We start from the raw sequence: 16,320 nt of genomic DNA, 5'->3' as shown, positions 1-16,320 counted from the left end.
CCATTCGGTATGACTGCCGACCCAGCCTGCTGCCCCTCGCGGTCACTCGTCGCCGAGCAGAATGGCGCTTGCTCGTTCCGCGACCATCACCGCGGTCGCATGCGGGCCGCGGGTCGGGATCGTCGGCAGGATTGACGTGTCAACAATACTGAGTCCTTGCGCGCCGATCACACGGCACCGACCGTCGACGACTGCGAACGGGTCCGCCTCGGCACCCATCACGCAACTACCGGACATATGCAGCGACGTTCCCAGGCGGGATTCGACCCACTCATCGGTGTACTCCATGACGGGGCGATCGATCAACCCCGTCTCGGCGATCGACTCGAGAAGATTCTCGGCGATCCGCATCCCTTCCCGAATGGCAGCTCGATCGTGCGCCGACGCGACGTAGTTGTACCGAATACGCGGCGCCCCAGCGGGATCCCCCGATGCCAGCTCGATGCTTCCCCGGCTGCGCGGCGCCATGAGGACCACTCCGACGCCGTGGTCCATGCGAGGCACACCGGGAACCAGGTCTGTGAAAGATGCGGTGTACGGACGGATTTCGATCTCAGCGAGGTTGAGGGCTGTCTCCAGCACCGGAGTCTGCGATCGAATCGTGCGGGGCTTCGAAAAATGGTACGGCAGCAGCACTTCCGGGTGGTCGACGAAGTTCTGTCCGACGCCCGGTCGATCGAGAACGACGGAAACTCCTTGCTCTACAAGTTGTTCCGCTGGACCAACACCGGAATTGAGGAGAATGTGCGGTGTCGCCACCGCACCCGAACACACGACCACATGGTCGGCACGAATGCGTCGGACATTGCCGTCGTCGAGAACGTCGACGCCGATCGCACGGGTACCCGAGAACGCGATACGAATGACGTTCACTCCGGATTCCACCCGCAGATTCGGCCGGTGCAGCGCCGGCATCAGATACCCGATCGCCGTACTGATCCGACGATGATCCGACACGTTCAGTGGCACTCGGCCCACCCCGAACGAGTCCGGCGCATTCTTGTCGACGTCGTCGGGAAAGCCTGCTCCGAGCGCTGCCGCATGAAACTCGCCGCTCAGTGGATGCAGTTGGTCCCACGCTCGACGCTCGACCGGGATCGGTCCGGCGGTCCCGTGGAACTCGCTCTCGAAATCACGATCCGTTTCGGACTTCTTGAAGTACGGCAAGACGTCGTCGTATCGCCATGAACTCGGCCAATTCTCGAAATCAGCACGGGTCGCGCGGGTGAAGTACGCACCGTTGACGGCTCCGGATCCACCGAGTGTCCGCCCCCGCGCAATTGTGGACGCCCGACGCGGCGTCAGTTCGACCGGATAGGTCCACGTGTATTCGCTCGCAGGTCCGACCGGCAGTCGGTACGGATCACCCAGGACGTCCGGGAGTTCGAGCGTCGATCGATATCCGCTTCCCGATTCGAGGAGCATCACCGTGGCGGATGGATCTTCACTGAGCCTGGCTGCGACCACGCAACCACACGTGCCACCACCGACAACCAGGAAATCTGCGTAGTCGGCTTCTGTCACTTGGTGATTCGAGGTTTCAGCGCCGCCCAGTCGCGGGCGTCGAAGGCGCCACGCCAGAGTCCGGCTCCATACGCGATGTCGTCGGCTCGTTTGAAGAAGACGTACCGAACCGGTCCCAGCCCGCCTGGCTCACGGTGGCGATACCAGTCCACCAAACCTTCGGTGACTGCTGCAGCGACGGCCAGCCGCCGAATTCGCCTGGAGGCGATCACCGCCAGGAGCGTCACGGGCCAGTAGTGACGACACATTGCCGAGGCGAGTTGCCAGAATCCGCCGACAACTCCCTGCGCGGTGAGGATCGCCGCGATCCGGGTGGGTTGACTCAGGCCGGTGAACATCTTTCGCAGCCGGTAAACGGTAAACAGCAAAGCGCCGAGTGCGCCGGCAAGACCGGAACGGGTCAGTGTTGCAGCGGCGATACACGCGAAGAGCGTCGAGAACGACATCGCCATCGGCGGAACCGAACCCTCGTGTCTTGCAGCCAACGGCGCCGCACCCGTGCCGTAGAACGCTCTCCTGGCGAACCACTTGTCGAACTGAACTCGATGATCGTGGGCGACATGCGCAACCGGTTCGTACCTCAGTCGCCAACCCGCAGCCTGCAGTCGCCAGCAGAAATCGACGTCCTCGGCTACTTCGAGACTCTCGTCGAAACCATTGCATTCGAGTGCCACGTCGCGCCGGACGATCACGGCGGCGCTGGGGACATAGGCGACCGGACTGCCCGACTTCACCGCAGCTTCCTTACGTCCGAGGTCGAGAGACGATCGCATGTTCTCGTACCGCGCCAGCGCCGTCCCGTACGGATCGAGGGCGACGATGCGGGGTGCAACAAGGGCAACCCCCGGATCGCTGAAGTGGCCCAACATCAACTCGAGCCAACCGGCACGCGGTATGACGTCGGAGTCCAGAAAAGCTACGAAACGTGTTTGGGCCGAACGCAATCCCGAGTTTCTCGCTGCCGAGGGTCCGCGGGCACTCTCGTGCCGGACCACTGTGATGGTGCCGGTGCCCGGGCAGGCGCGACGGGGCTCCACCGGCACTTCCGAACCGTCGTCGACAACGATGACGGTCAGATCCTTGAGGACGGGCAATAGGCGTTCGACGCCGGCCGGGTTGTCCTTGACCGGAATCACGACCGTGACATCGGCAGCGGACGGCGTCGACATCGGACGAGGATTCGCGACACCTGAATCGAGAAGGTGTCGCGCAACCGCAGCGCTCTGCTGATCGACCACCTCGAGGAAGCCGTCACCGATCATCGCCGCAGCCGTCGGCGCCAGCTTGAGCATCCGCGTCGGAGATCCGCCGATGAGTACCCGGCCACCCGAGTACGTGCGCACCTTGGGGTCCAACCGAATGCCGAAGCCGTCGGGGAGTCTTGCTGGTCGCATCAGATGATCGTAAGGGACGTAGCCCGTCGTGCTGCAACTCGTCGCAGCCTCGAAAGCCGTCGCAGGTGGACCGTCCGCCCCCACTCGGTCGTGGTCGTCACCGAAGCCTCCCATCTGGACCAGGCTCCCACCGGGCCAGTCCATCCGTCACGCGTCCTACCAACTCACCGAAGATGTATGCGCCGTCTTCGGCGGTAGCCCCGACTGGATTGCCGAGAACGCCGTTTTGCGACACAGCGACCATACCGCCCGAACGCATTCCTGGCATCAGGTCCGCGATAGGAGACAAATTTCCTGTCTCAGCAAGGCTCATGTGCACCAAATCGGGCGAAAGGTGCAGCAATAGGCTCGTTTCAGTGTGTCCGGCATGAGCGTCGGCACCCGCAACAGCGCACGGCACCCAAGCAGCATCACGCCCCTCATACCGCAGAAGTGCCACCGCTTTGGCCAATGCGGGACCATTTCCGCCGTGGCCGTTGACGAACAGCACCCGCTTCGTCCATCGGAACGCCGACCTTCCGTATTCGACGACGACGGTTTCCATGGCCTCGGCACCGATCGAAATCGTGCCGGCAAACCCTTCGTGTTCGCCGCTCGCCCCGTATTCGATGGCCGGGGCCACGACGACGTCGGGCAGAGCCTGTGCGACTGCTCTCGCGATCCGAGTGTCGGTATCGAGAGGCAGGTGCGGTCCGTGTTGTTCGAAAGAACCGACCGGGACCACGACGGTGAGCGCAGTGCCCTCGAGCGCAGGACTCGGGATGGCAGCAAGGTCACGCGGAGAACTCATCCCCCGATCGTATTGGTGCGGGCCCCTCCCACCGCAACACTGCATGCGGATACACCGGGGCATTGTTGTGCCCCGGCGTATTCGTCAGTTGTCGCGGTTCACGCCGCTGTCGGTGGGCTGTTCCCGCCGATCGGCTGTTGATACGGATCGATCGACATCGGTGGATAGAACACCGTTTTCCGATCCGGGCCGATCTCCACCCGCCACTCGGTGTGGTGCACCCACCGGAACGCCGTCCTCACGCTTGCCGTACTGCTTTCTCGATCCGCCGGATCGCCGCCCGCACCGCATCACAATCAGCGATGTTCTTCGACGCCAACCCCAACAGAATCCCGCGAGCCTTGTCCACATCCGCCAGGGTCATGTTCATCGGCGGATGCTGACAAAACGACGCCACCTGAAGGGCTTTCAACGCATCAACGTCACCGCGGTGAAACGCATCGCCGACAAGAGGTTCGAGCATCAACAACCGCGCCAACCCGACCAACAGACTGCACTCACCGATCTCCAAATTCGTCGAACCATTCAACCACTGCGCGATCGCCCGAAAACCCCTCCCGCCGAGAACCTCCCGGGAAAACATCTCCACGATCAACAACACCATCCGCGACTGCAACTCGTGCCGGACGCGCACCAGATCCAGAACCTCACCCTTGAGGCCCTCACCATCCAGCTGCCACGCATCCCGACTGTCCATGCTCAAAGTTTAATCGAACATACTTTCGATAACCAGAGACAAACCGGACGACTTATGTCGCCAACGCGGCCCGATGCCCCTCGATGACGGCCGCGTGCGAACGCCTCGGAGACAAGGCGTCACCGATGCGAAATTTCTCGAAACAGCTTCCCTGCAAGGTGTTCCACAACTCGTCGACAGGTTCCTGCTGTGTCGCGAAGACCACCCAGTCGACTGCAACTTCCTCGGTCACACCCGTCGGAAGGTGAACCAAGCTCACGAGCGGCGAGGCCCCAGCACTCACCGAAGTCACCATCAGATCTGTCCGTTGACCGATCGACTTCTCGAACGCCCGGCGGTTCCACCCCTCGAAATCCAGGGTGATGCTCAGGTCCTGCGCGACCACCATGCCGTTGGTCGCGATCGTGACGGCACAGCCTCGATCAGCGAGGAACTCAGCCACCGACGTACCTTGATGGAATCCCAGTTCGTCGTAGACGAGCACCGTTCCACTCGGCAGAATCTTGCCGTCGAGAACGTCTCGAACACCCACCACACGCTCTGATCCACCCGCCCACGCTGGGCGTAAAGGCCGCGCTCCGGTTGCAATCACGACCACCTCGGGCGCGCGCTCCTCCACGATCGCGAGATCAGCTCCAGCACCCAGCTCGATCGTCACACCGCTTCGGCGACACTCAGATTCGAGATTCCGGACGAGGTCGGCGAGCTCACGGCGAGCCGGTACCACCGAGGCGGTAAGAATCTGTCCCCCAAGTCTTCGTTCACGCTCGAACAGCGTCACCGCATGACCTAGCTGGGCCGCTGTAGCCGCAGCTTGCAGGCCGGCGGGGCCGCCACCGACCACCACCACCGTGCGGCCCCGTCGCCGCGGCATCGGCAGCGGTACCGATTCCCGACCGACGCGCGGATTTTCGGTGCACCCCAACCAACGTCCCAGACCCATCCGCCCGACGCATTCCTGGTTGCAGGACAGGCAGGTTCGCACCTGTACCGATTGACCAGCACGCGCCTTGTTCACAAAATCCGGATCGGCGATCTGCCCGCGAACTACTCCCACCAGATCGCATACACCGTCCTCGAGTGCGGCTTCGGCTTGCTCCGGCGTCTTGAAACGGCCGACTCCGACGACTGGAAGATCGACGACCTCCCTGATCGCAGACGGGACGAAGTTGGCGTAGCCGGTGGGTACAGCCATCGATGCTTCGACCAGATGCAGTGTTTCCGTGGCCATTCCGACGGTGGTATTGATGTAGTCGACGTGACCGTCAGCTTCGATGAGTTGAGCGGTGGCTACCGCGTCGGACAGTTCGATGCCACCCCGCGTTCCTTCGTATCCACTCAGGCGCACACCGAGGACACGATCCGGGCCGATGGCCTTACGCAGTACCCCGAGCACTTCGAGAAGGAACCGTGCACGATGTGCCACGCCCCCGCCGTAGCGATCAGTGCGCAGGTTGGTCGAGGGGGCGAGAAACGCGCGCACTATGGACGACTGCGACGCCTGCAATTCCACCCCGTCGAAGCCACCGGCAACGCAGTTGCGCGCAACAAGGGCGAACCCTGCGAGAATCTCGGCAATGTCCGCGTCGTCGACAGCCTTGGGCACCTCGCGGAACAACGGATCCGCAACGGCGCTCGGCGCCAACAGCGGCGATCGCGAATAGGTTCCAGCGCCCTGACCCCCATTGTGGTTGATCTGCGCGAGAATCGACGAACCATGCGCATGAACGGCGTCGGTGATCCGCCGGTATCCCTCGATCGCTTCCGGCCGATAGCCCGCAATCATCTTCTCGTACGGTCGATCCGAAGGATGCGTCGAGTGCTCCTCGGTGATGATCAGACCCGCACCGCCGCGTGCCCGCGCCTCGTAGTAGCTCGCGTGCTGCTCCGTCGGCAACCCGTTCTCCGCGTAATTGGTCAGGTGTGCGGAGAACACGACCCGATTGCGGAGTGTCAGGTTGCCCAGGCGCAGTGGCGCGAAGAGGCGCGGGTACGGCGTCATCAGACCTTGGAGTTTCCTTGATCGAGAGCGATATGACTTGCCGTGACGGTGCGGGAACCGTCACCGGCGAGCCACAGGACGGTATCGGCGATCTCGTCAGGTTCGGCGAAAGCGATGTCCGAGAGGATCGGAGTGAAGTTGGGAAGGTACTGCGGAAACTTTGCAAATACCTCGAGAGCGCCCTGGTCGACCCCCATCGGCGTATTCACTCCGTAAGGATGGATCGAGTTGACCCTGATCTTGTACTCCCCCAGTTCCTTTGCCGCGGCCTGCGTCAGACCGACGAGACCGAACTTGGCGCTCGCGTAGTGCGCCTGTCCGGGCAGCGCCTTGAGTCCGGCCACCGAACTGACCACGATGATCGATCCACCGCGCCCACCCTCGATGATCGCCGGCACCGAGGCCTTGAGGGTTTTCCAGACTCCGGTCAGGTTGATGTCGATCAGGGTTTCCCACTGCTCGTCCGACATTTCCCAGAATCGATTCCAGTTGCAGACCCCGGCGTTGGCGACCACGATGTCGAGACGTCCGAACTGTTCGACGCCGTCCTTGACCACCGCGGTGAGCGCTGCGCCGTCACGGACATCGACCTCACGGGCGAGGATCTTCCCGCCCTCCGCTTCCACCAGACGTATCGTCTCGGCAAAGTCCTCGGAAGTTGCTGCGTCGTAGGAATTGTCCGACGCCACCGACGCGCATACGTCGACCGCGATGATCGCTGCTCCCTCGCGCGCCATCTTGACCGCGTGCGCACGTCCTTGACCGCGCGCTGCGCCGGTGATGAAAGCAACGCGACCTTCGAGCGAACGAACTGAACCCTGTGTCATGAGATAGCCCTCTCTGCAGAATTGAAACTCGTTCTAGTAGTAAACCCTGCAAAGCGCCCTTCGCGGATGGATTCGAGAACAGTTCTCGGGGCAACCGAGTCGCCCACCTGAATGTCGGCCTCTTCCTTCAGCGTTTCGTTCGGCAGACGAGGCGAGCAGTCGATCACCACCTCGCACTCGAGCTGTGACCGCTCGCCGGTATGAATGTGTTCGACGCAGACGGCCCCTCGAGCGATTTCGGTGACACGTGACGCGAGCACCCTGGTGACCCCGGCCTGCTGGATGCGCGTGTTGGCGCCGACCAGATCCCCACTCGCACCGAGCCTCGAACCGACGATGCTGTCGGGAGTCACAATCGAGACGGAGATGCCATGGGCCGCGAGTGCTTCTGCGAGCGCCACCGCGATCGGTCCACCGAGGGGATCGATCAGCGCGACCGGACCCGGCCCCACGGTGCTCAACTTCTCGAAGGCTTCCGACGCATCCAACCATCGAACCGAATCGTCGACCGGATACGTCGGCGGCCTCGCAGCACTACCGGTGGCAACGACAACAAACTCGCCCCGGCTGCGTGCGTCACCCAGGTCTTGGGCGTCGAGCGCCGCCCCGGTCCGCATCGTCACGCCGCTACGACGGCATTCGTCCTCCAACCACTGCGCGAGGAGTGCGAACCGGCTACGGCCGTCACCTCGCGCAAAAGTTCGGATCATGCCGCCGAACTGCGATGAACTCTCGACGAGTGTGACCGAGTGCCCCGCCACCGCCGAGATCCGTGCGGCTTCCATCCCAGCGGGGCCACCCCCCACGACCAGCACGGCTCCCGGTGTCGAAATCTGCTCTCGCTCATCGGGGTCCACCGTCTCGAAACCCGCGCTCGGATTCCCGACGCACGTCACGACAGGATTGCGAGGATCACGCACGAGGCACGTCTGATTGCAGAGCACACACGGCCGGGGACGATCGCCGCGCGCGGCTTTCACAACCAGGTCCGGGTCTGCGATCTGGGCCCGGGTCATCTCGACGAACTCACCTACTTCCAGCGCCGCGTGAGCGTCGGCGATGTCCACGACGCTCCCCTGCACGACAACAGGAATCGACAGAGCGGCCTTGATCTCACGGCACAGATCGAGGTTGAAGTTCGGCGGGCAGTGAAAATCGGGGCGGTACCGGTCAGACGAATAGAGTCCGCCACGAACGACGACAAGGAGATCGAGGAACGGAGACACTTCACGCGCGATACCGATGGCAAGATCGGGCGTCAGACCCGCCCATGGAGCTTCCTCGTCACAGGACAACCGCAGGGAGACAACGTGATCCGACCCGACTTCCTCGCGCACTGCCGAGATGACCTCGCGAACAAGAGCAACGCGATCGCTACCGTATCGGTCTTGCCGAGTGTTGGTCAGACCCGAAAGGAATTGTCGCAGAATGCTTCGAGGACCGGCATCGAGTTCCACTCCGTCCATTCCCGAAGCGACGGCCAGCGCCGACGCCTCACGGAAGCCGACTATCAGCTGGTCGATTTCCGGCTGCCCCATTGCCATCGGCAACTCACGCGTCGCCGGGTCGGCCACTCTTGACGGTCCCCACAGCACCGACTGGGAGTATGCGCTCGATCCCTGCATGCCGGTATGACCGAGCCCGGCCAGAACCAGCGTTCCGTACGGAGCACATGCAGCCGCGATCGACTGCCACCCCGGGCCACATTGCGACGCCAACGGCGCCCGCTCGTACGGCCAGTCGTTCTCCGATACCGAGGCCACTTCGGTGACGACGATCCCGGTTCCGCCCTCGGCGCGGCGCTGGTAGTACGCACGGTGCCGATCGGAAAGCGAGCGTCCCACAGCAAGATTAGTCTCGTGCGGACCGAAAACAACCCTGGACCGGACGAGGCGTCCGGCCAGGGTCGTGTGTTCGTCGAGTGTCAACTCACAGCTCTATCGGAGCCGTAATCTCAGCTGGCACCCAATGTGCGTGTGAAGCCTTCCGGAATCACCAGGTCCGCCGGGCTCAGTTCGGTGATGGACGAGTGGCCGAGGCCCATCAGCCCCGAGTCGATGCCCATCCGCATGAGGTCGAGCACGTTCTCGACACCGGCCTGGCCGTTGGCCGAGAGGCCCCACAGGTAGGCGCGCCCGAGCATGACGGCCTTGGCTCCGAGTGCGAGCGCCTTGACGACGTCGCCGCCGCGTCGAATGCCGCCGTCGAGAACAACTTCCACCTGATCGCCCACGGCCTCGGCAATGCCCGGGAGCACACGGATCGGCGCCGGGGTGCCGTCGAGGTTGTTACCACCGTGGTTGGAGACCGAGATAGCGGAGACACCGGCGTCGACAGCTCGCTTGGCGTCGTCGATGCGCATGATGCCCTTGAGCATGAACGGTCCACCCCACTGCTCACGAAGCCAGGCGATGTCTTCCCACGTCGGAAGCGGAGTCTGCATCCACTCGCCGTATGCGCCGAAGAACGTCGGTGCAGGCAGGCCGGGAGCCGCGAGGTTGGGGGTGGTCAGGTCCGGGATCTTGCCGGTCTTGGCGAACTCGAGCAACCACTTCGGGCGCATGATTCCCTCGGGTGCGAACTGGAACATCGCCTTGAGGTCCATCTTTTCGGGGATGGACGGGCTGCCCCAGTCGCGACCGTACGAGAAGGACCAGTCGGTGGTGATGATCAGGCCCTTGGCACCGGCAGCGCGAGCGCGCTCCATACGCTGCAGGAGCACGTCGCGGCTGCCGACCCAATACATCTGGAAGAAGACCTGCGGGTTGGCCGCGGCAACTTCTTCGATGGACTTGCTGGCAAAAGAACTCAGTCCGATGGCTGTTCCCCGTGCTGCAGCCGCACGGGCTACCGCTACTTCACCGTCGGGGTGCACTGCCTGCACACCGGTCGGTGAAATCATGACGGGCAACGAAATGTCCTGGCCCATAATGGTGGTGGACATCTCGCGCTTGTCCGACAGCCCGGCAGCGTGGGGAGCGAAACCCAATTCGCTGAATGCCGCGACGTTGTCGTCGACCGTCAGCCCTTTCTCGGATCCCGCTACCAACGCCGCGTACACGGACTTGGGCAACCTCTTCTTCGCACGGCGCTGTGCTTCTGCCACCGTCTCGAAGAAAGCATTCTTAGCCATTGAACTGACCTCTCTGGGGTGCAGCTTTCGCCGCACTGTCGGTATCGCGCAGTAGTTACTGCATTCCCGCAAGCGGGTTTTCGTCACAAATCTTGGCGGGCGGACGCATCATCAGTGTCAGTGGCACCGATGCACGTGGGGTCTTACGTTGACCGGAACGGGAGTGGTCGACACTGGACTTCGGGACCTCTCCCGCCGACGCCAGTGCCATTTCACCGTTGCCGATGACGCACTCGGGGTCAGGTCCGTCCATCGGCAGTCCGGTGAAGAACTTGGCCGCCATGCAGCCGCCGCGGCAGGAGTCGTAGTGGTTGCACTTGCTGCAGGCGCCACCGGTTTGGGGCGATCGCAGCTCCTCGAACAGGTCCGAGTGCTGCCAGACTTCCTGGAATCCACCGTCTTTCACGATGTTTCCGGCGAGGAACTGCTCGTGAATCGCGAAGGGGCATGCGTACACGTCACCGACCGGGTCGATCAGGCACACGACGCGGCCCGCGCCACAGAGATTGAGACCGGGCAGTGCATCGCCGAAGGCGGAGAGGTGGAAGAACGAGTCGCCCGTCAGGACGCCTTCGCCATTGGCGACCAGCCAGTTGTAGAGCTCACGCTGCTGCTCCGGACGCGGGTGCAGGTCGTCCCACACGTCGGCGCCGCGGCCCGAAGGACGCAGTCGAGTGATGCGCAGGGTCGCGTCGTACTTGTCCGCGAGAGCCTTGAACTCGTCGAGCTGACTGACGTTGTGCCGCGTGACGACCACCGAAATCTTGGCGTCCTTGAAGCCGGCTTCCTTCAGGTTCGCGAGAGCGCGCTCGGCCATCGCGAACGAACCAGGCCCGCGCACAGCGTCATTGACCTCAGCGGTGGCACCGTCGATGGAAATCTGCACGTCGACGTAGTCACTGGCTGCGAGGCGCGCCGCGACCTTCTTGTCGATCTTCACGCCGTTGGTGGAGAACTTCACACCAACCTGGTGGTCGGTCGCGTAGTCGACGAGCTCCCAGAAGTCGGAGCGTACCGTCGGCTCGCCGCCACCGATGTTGACGTAGAAAACCTGCATACGCTGCAGCTCGTCGATGATGGACTTGCACTGTTCGGTGCTCAGCTCGTTGGGGTCACGACGACCCGACGACGAAAGGCAGTGCACGCAGGACAGGTTGCAGGCGTATGTGAGTTCCCACGTCAGGCAGATGGGGGCGTCGAGTCCGAGTTCGAACTGATCGACGAGGCGACCCACCTTGGCGGGCGGGGAGGGCTGTTCAAGAACTGAGGTCATGGCTGTGTCCTCGCGAAGAAATGAAGCGGGCGAACGTGCGGAAGGGCTGTTCCGCACGTGGGGGCGAGCGTCTGGCTCAGACAGGCACGATCATGTGCGAGTCGGCGAGAGTGCTCAGCGCGCGGGCATATTGGGGAGCCGCGTCATCTTCGATGCCTTGCGCACGTAGTGCGGACCGGACATCAGGATGGTCTGGCAACGCCTTGACCACCGCAACGATGGTCGTGTTCTTCAGGAACGACAGCTTGCGTGTTCCGAAGTGGTAGAGCAACGCCCCGAAAGGTTCGGGGCGAAGCGCTACCTGCGGGTGGAGTTTCCACCCCGCATCGAGATCCAAAGCAGACACGGTCAGTACACGCCGCACATGCCGTCGATGGAAACTTCCTCCACGAGGGATTCCTCGACGAGGTCGTTCTCGAGCGCCTTGTTGTCACGATCTGACATGGATTCCTCCTGCGGTCGCACTCCGTCTGGAAGTCTGTAGATCAGACTTCCAACCTGGGAGTTGGTGGTCACTAGTGGGACTTCACTGTGACTCGGTTCACCACTGTAATGGCATCGAGTGCAGAATGACACACATGGAGCGAAAAAAGTATGCGTAGCCGCAAGAAACCGTCCGCTCGGATAGGTCGTCGCCCCTCCACAACGAAGGAGGGAATCAGCACGATCGGGATCGAACTGTTCTCGACACTCGGCTTCAACGAGGTGAGCGTCGACCAGATAGCCGACGCCGCCGGCATCGCGCGTCGGACCTTCTTTCGCTACTTCCCGTCCAAGAACGCCGTCCCCTGGGGAGACTTCGACGGACATCTGGACGAGATGCGCGAGCACCTGGATTCACTGCCCGCTGATATTCCGTTGGTCGACGCACTCGAATCCGCATTGTTGACGTTCAACACCTTCCCACCGGAAGAGACTGCGGTACATCGCAAACGGATGGAATTGATCCTCGAAGTTCCGACGCTTCAGGCATACTCTGTGGTGATGTACGAAGGTTGGCGGCAGGTGGTCGCCGACTACGTCGCACGCCGAATGAATCTCGAGCCGACCGATCACGGCCCGCGCACGGTCGGCTATCTTCTGCTCGGGGTCGCGATGTCGGCGTACGAGCAGTGGCTCACCGACGATTCACTCGAGCTACCGGAACTCTTGAAAACAGGTACGCAGTCCCTGCGGACCGGTATCAGCACCTGAGAAAGCATCACCACCTGAGAAAGGCGATCATGTCCACCATCACGAACGAACCCGTCCTGGATTCCCTGGCGCCGTCGACGCCGGGCTTGTGGTCGTTCGGGCATGTCACCGTCGAACGCGTCGAGTCCGGTCCGATCTCGCTCGATCGCCGACGCGGTCGCCTCCACGTCAAGCACTCCCTCACTCCCGCCGATCTGAGTGAGCGACTCGTCGCCGGAGTCACCTCGTCGATCCAGGACGCGGAGTTCGGTCAGGACGAATTCGAGTTGACGATGGTCGGCCTGGTTCGCTCCACCGTGGACGGCGCTCTCGAATCCTGGACCACCTACTACCGGAACTCCCTTGCCGAACTACTGGACGGCACTGCAGATTTCGCGCCGATTCACGACAAAGCCGAAGAGCTGGTCCGCGGTTCCGTGCTCGATCTGGGTTCCTGCTTCGGTTTCCTGCCCCTGCGGCTCGCGCGCGCCGGAATGGACGTGACCGCCACGGACATCCTGCCCGGAACGATGATCCTGCTCGACGCGGTTGCCCCCGAACTCGGCATCACGATCGACACGGTGATCTGCGACGCGGGTGAAGTACCGGCACCGGACAACAGCGCCGACACCGTCACCGCGATTCATCTCCTCGAACACGTCGACGACGCAGTCGGCGAGGCCGTGATCGCGCAAGCACTCCGGATCGCGCGTCAACGGGTCGTCATTGCAGTCCCCTTCGAAGACGAAGCCACCGCGTGCCACGGCCACATCCGCACTTTCGATCTCGAGTCACTGCGTGCGGTCGGCCGGCAGAGCCGTGTGCCGTTCGAGGTATTCGAGCATCACGGCGGCTGGTTGGTGCTGGACGCATCGGCCGCCTGAAAAGAACTAGCCTTCTTTCAGTGTATGGGCGACAAGCGCATTCGCGTGCCCATGACCCATACCGTGCTCCGACTTCAACCAGTTGACCAATTCCATGTGCTTCGTGAGGTCTGAGCTTCTGATCAGCTCTTGCCATTCACCGATCGGCCGACCGTACTTCTTCTCGATCGACGGAAAATACGACGCCGGGCCTTTCACGGGTTCAGTCATGACCGGAATCTACCTCCACCGCCCGACAATATTCGCGCACCGGCGGCGCCCGCATGTCCGCACCTGCGGAATCGCTGGGTAGACACGCGACCATCGCATTATGGTCGAAGAACACCCACCCGAGAGCACAGGAGTTCAGCGATGCGACTGTCCACACGAAATCAACTCACCGGCACCATCACCGAGGTCAACCTCGGCACCGTCATGGCGACGGTCAAGGTGAAGTTGGACGGCGGGAATCAGATTGTGACCTCGTCGATCACCCGCGATGCCGCACTGGATCTCGATCTTGAACCAGGCCAAGCCGCAACGGTATTCGTGAAGTCCACCGAGGTGACGATCGGCGTCGAGTAACTGGCGAGCGATGTGATCAGGGCCGGGTGAGATGCGTGGTCATCGTGTAGTCCTTGCTCGGCCCCGTCACGGTCCAGACGACAGTCCAGGTCGATCGATCTCCGGCAGTGACGTCGATTCGCCCGCGGTAGGTATCCGCACCGCACAGGTGCTCGACTTCCTCCCCCGGCGCCCAGTCGTGGAACTCTCTGCCGTCTTCGAATGTCACGGCCCACTCGAGGCCGCGCTCGGCAATGAACAGAGTTCGGAACACGGGTAATTCCAGGTCGCCGTCACGCAGCGTGCCGCTCTCGTACCAGCGCATCAGACCGTCACCGGCGTCGGAGATAGTGGTCTCGCCGAATACATGCTTGGTGGAACCGGAAAGGCGGTCGACGATGTCCCGCTCGAAGTGCCACTTTCCTACCAGCGCCCTCGGCTCGATTTTCGCGTCGTCGACCATGTCGCGATTCTAGTGACCCTGCATTGCCCGACGACACCGGAGACCGACTCGAACACACTGCGAGAGTATGTTCCGAGTACACCCGGAACACGCAGGAGATTTTCACAACCATGAACGATTCGGCCGCCCTTCACAAACGCGCAGTGTTCGCCGAGGATCTCGAGATCGGCCAAGTGATCCCATTGGGTTCGTATTCGGTGACCGAAGAGGAAATCGTCGAGTTCGCAACTCAGTGGGATCCCCAGTGGTTTCACATCGACAAGGAAGCCGCCGAGTCCGGCGTCTTCGGCGGGTTGATCGCCAGCGGGCTGCACACCCTGTCGATCTGCCAGAAGTTGGTGGTCGCCAGTCTCTACGACCAGTGGAACGTGATCGCCGGGAAAACCATGCGCGACGTGAGCTTCCTCCGTCCGCTTCGCCCCGGTGACACCCTGAGCGGAAAGGTCACCGTCGACAACGTCGTGTTCGACAATCGCGCGCGAGGATTGGTGACCATCACAGCGAAATTGGTCGATGCGCATGGCAATCGCGTTCTCGACGTGGTCACTGACGCCTACCTGCACTGCCGCTCGACTCGCGGACAGTGAATTATCGGTAAATTTCGCACCACACTGTCCGAATTGCCGTACTTTCAGTGACGTTGCGACGCAACAATACCCATCCCTGCAATCAGGAGTTCCTCACACATGAGCAGCCTCGGCGAGATCAATCCTCTCGGCATTCTTCAGATCCTCATCTACATGCTCTTCGGTGGATCGTCCAGCACTCCCGAATAGACCCTAGCTTGCCATAGCCATAGTCAGCATCTAGGGTGCTGACTATGGCAATTACTAGTCAGGTATCAGTGGCGGCCGCGCCGTCGACCGACGCAGCGCGTCATCACACCGAATTCGACTCCAGTTGGCGGAGTTTCGACGGCATCCAGGGCGGACTCGCAATTGCACGGATGCTGCGAGTGGCGGCCGACGCGTCCGGAGCCGAACCGCTGGCAGTCACGGCGCACCTGGACCGCCCCGTTCCTCCTGGGCCGGCCGAGTTGACTGTCGGCGAGATGCGGGGCGGGCGGACCGTCAGTTGCCACGTCACGCTGACCGGTTCGGGATCCGCTCTCGTTCGGTTGGCCCGCGACATAGGAGCTACAACAATGTCCGCCCCTGTCGCCGAACCGGCTCCGGCCGACCCGTCAACCCTGCCGCCGCTGGAGATCCCGGTGGATTTTGTGCCGTTCGCCCAGCACCTCGACATCCGGCCGATCAATTCCGCGAGGCCGTTCGCCGGTGGCGACTCCCCTGAATTCGACGTCTGGATCCGCCTGCTCACAGACCTCGATTTCACGGCCCAAGAGCGTGCCGCGGTCCTTCTCGACGCGCTTCCGCCCGGACTGTTCGCGACACTGACGATGCCCGTGGCCATACCGACCATCGAGTTCACCGCGCATTTCACCCCGGAGCACCTCACGGCAGATCCCCGAACGCTGTCACCGTGGTATCGCCTACGCCACGGGACTGCCTGGGCGACGGACACTCTCTGTGTTGACGAATCCGAACTATTCGACTCGACCGGACGACTTGCTGCTCGGGCTCGCCAGCTTCGTCGAATTCTGAGTTGAGTTTCAGC

17 protein-coding genes and 1 pseudogene are annotated in these 16,320 nt (G+C 62.5%); 5 read left to right on the top strand and 13 right to left on the bottom strand.

All coding sequences use genetic code 11. The features are described from left to right. Positions 1–42: 42 nt before the first annotated feature. From mftG to mftA, 11 genes and pseudogenes are all read right to left on the bottom strand, one after another. On the bottom strand, positions 43–1,524 hold the full coding sequence (gene mftG, locus AOT96_RS19500; protein WP_065352155.1) for a mycofactocin dehydrogenase MftG: 1,482 nt from the start codon (positions 1,522–1,524) through the stop codon (positions 43–45). Next, positions 1,521–2,918 carry a mycofactocin biosynthesis glycosyltransferase MftF gene (gene mftF / locus AOT96_RS19495; protein WP_065352876.1) on the bottom strand — a complete coding sequence of 466 codons (1,398 nt, stop codon included), beginning with the start codon at positions 2,916–2,918 and terminating at the stop codon, positions 1,521–1,523. Before mftF ends, mftG begins: the two co-directional genes overlap by 4 nt. 97 nt (positions 2,919–3,015) lie before the next feature. Next, positions 3,016–3,708, bottom strand: coding sequence for a mycofactocin biosynthesis peptidyl-dipeptidase MftE (mftE, locus tag AOT96_RS19490; protein ID WP_042922382.1), 693 nt, complete (start codon positions 3,706–3,708; stop codon positions 3,016–3,018). A gap of 219 nt (positions 3,709–3,927) precedes the next feature. Then, positions 3,928–4,405 (bottom strand): annotated as a pseudogene (locus tag AOT96_RS19485) (HNH endonuclease signature motif containing protein); the annotation flags it as partial. A 52-nt stretch (positions 4,406–4,457) separates the two neighbouring features. After that, positions 4,458–6,407 carry a mycofactocin system FadH/OYE family oxidoreductase 2 gene (locus tag AOT96_RS19480; RefSeq protein ID WP_065352154.1) on the bottom strand — a complete coding sequence of 650 codons (1,950 nt, stop codon included), beginning with the start codon at positions 6,405–6,407 and terminating at the stop codon, positions 4,458–4,460. Continuing rightward, on the bottom strand, positions 6,407–7,234 hold the full coding sequence (locus tag AOT96_RS19475) for a mycofactocin-coupled SDR family oxidoreductase (RefSeq protein WP_003941966.1): 828 nt from the start codon (positions 7,232–7,234) through the stop codon (positions 6,407–6,409). Before AOT96_RS19475 ends, AOT96_RS19480 begins: the two co-directional genes overlap by 1 nt. Then, complete coding sequence (locus AOT96_RS19470) at positions 7,231–9,162, bottom strand: mycofactocin system FadH/OYE family oxidoreductase 1 (RefSeq protein WP_065352153.1); 1,932 nt, start codon at positions 9,160–9,162, stop codon at positions 7,231–7,233. The genes AOT96_RS19475 and AOT96_RS19470 overlap by 4 nt, the downstream gene beginning before the upstream one ends. 26 nt (positions 9,163–9,188) lie before the next feature. Then, positions 9,189–10,367, bottom strand: coding sequence for a pre-mycofactocin synthase MftD (gene mftD, locus AOT96_RS19465; protein WP_065352152.1), 1,179 nt, complete (start codon positions 10,365–10,367; stop codon positions 9,189–9,191). A gap of 55 nt (positions 10,368–10,422) precedes the next feature. Then, a complete protein-coding gene (mftC, locus tag AOT96_RS19460) occupies positions 10,423–11,640 on the bottom strand; it encodes a mycofactocin radical SAM maturase (protein WP_003942089.1) in 1,218 nt (405 codons plus the stop codon). A gap of 76 nt (positions 11,641–11,716) precedes the next feature. Further along, positions 11,717–12,004 carry a mycofactocin biosynthesis chaperone MftB gene (mftB, locus tag AOT96_RS19455; RefSeq protein WP_007728309.1) on the bottom strand — a complete coding sequence of 96 codons (288 nt, stop codon included), beginning with the start codon at positions 12,002–12,004 and terminating at the stop codon, positions 11,717–11,719. Continuing rightward, complete coding sequence (gene mftA / locus AOT96_RS19450; RefSeq protein WP_063836238.1) at positions 11,989–12,084, bottom strand: mycofactocin precursor MftA; 96 nt, start codon at positions 12,082–12,084, stop codon at positions 11,989–11,991. The genes mftB and mftA overlap by 16 nt, the downstream gene beginning before the upstream one ends. A 150-nt stretch (positions 12,085–12,234) precedes the next feature. Here mftA and mftR point away from each other — a divergent pair, with 150 nt between their 5' ends. Both mftR and mftM read left to right on the top strand, forming a co-directional pair. Beyond that, positions 12,235–12,834 (top strand): mycofactocin system transcriptional regulator, encoded by a 600-nt coding sequence (mftR, locus tag AOT96_RS19445; protein WP_065352151.1) that lies wholly within the window; start codon positions 12,235–12,237, stop codon positions 12,832–12,834. Positions 12,835–12,863: 29 nt separating this feature from the next. Further along, complete coding sequence (gene mftM, locus AOT96_RS19440) at positions 12,864–13,697, top strand: mycofactocin oligosaccharide methyltransferase MftM (RefSeq protein WP_065352150.1); 834 nt, start codon at positions 12,864–12,866, stop codon at positions 13,695–13,697. A gap of 6 nt (positions 13,698–13,703) precedes the next feature. Here mftM and AOT96_RS19435 read toward each other — a convergent pair whose 3' ends face one another. Next, positions 13,704–13,907, bottom strand: a complete 204-nt coding sequence (locus tag AOT96_RS19435) for a DUF4287 domain-containing protein (protein ID WP_007728313.1) — start codon at positions 13,905–13,907, stop codon at positions 13,704–13,706. A gap of 141 nt (positions 13,908–14,048) precedes the next feature. Between AOT96_RS19435 and AOT96_RS19430 the strand changes: the two genes are divergently transcribed. Then, the gene (locus AOT96_RS19430; RefSeq protein WP_003942061.1) at positions 14,049–14,261 is read left to right on the top strand and encodes a TOBE domain-containing protein; all 213 of its coding nucleotides are present in this window, start codon (positions 14,049–14,051) and stop codon (positions 14,259–14,261) included. 16 nt (positions 14,262–14,277) lie between these two features. Here AOT96_RS19430 and AOT96_RS19425 read toward each other — a convergent pair whose 3' ends face one another. After that, complete coding sequence (locus AOT96_RS19425) at positions 14,278–14,703, bottom strand: DUF6314 family protein (protein ID WP_058038124.1); 426 nt, start codon at positions 14,701–14,703, stop codon at positions 14,278–14,280. 110 nt (positions 14,704–14,813) lie between these two features. On the opposite strand from AOT96_RS19425, the gene AOT96_RS19420 reads away from it, so the two are divergent. Then, positions 14,814–15,290: a MaoC/PaaZ C-terminal domain-containing protein gene (locus tag AOT96_RS19420; protein ID WP_050656084.1), complete on the top strand. Its 477-nt coding sequence runs from the start codon at positions 14,814–14,816 to the stop codon at positions 15,288–15,290. A 233-nt stretch (positions 15,291–15,523) separates the two neighbouring features. Then, positions 15,524–16,312, top strand: coding sequence for a thioesterase family protein (locus tag AOT96_RS19415; protein WP_065352149.1), 789 nt, complete (start codon positions 15,524–15,526; stop codon positions 16,310–16,312). Positions 16,313–16,320 lie beyond the last annotated feature (8 nt).

The organism is Rhodococcus sp. 008 (assembly GCF_001682295.1).
GTDB lineage: Bacteria > Actinomycetota > Actinomycetes > Mycobacteriales > Mycobacteriaceae > Rhodococcus_F > Rhodococcus_F qingshengii.
The sequence above is the reverse complement of the archived record's forward strand: the minus strand, read 5'-3'. Positions and strand labels throughout refer to the sequence as shown.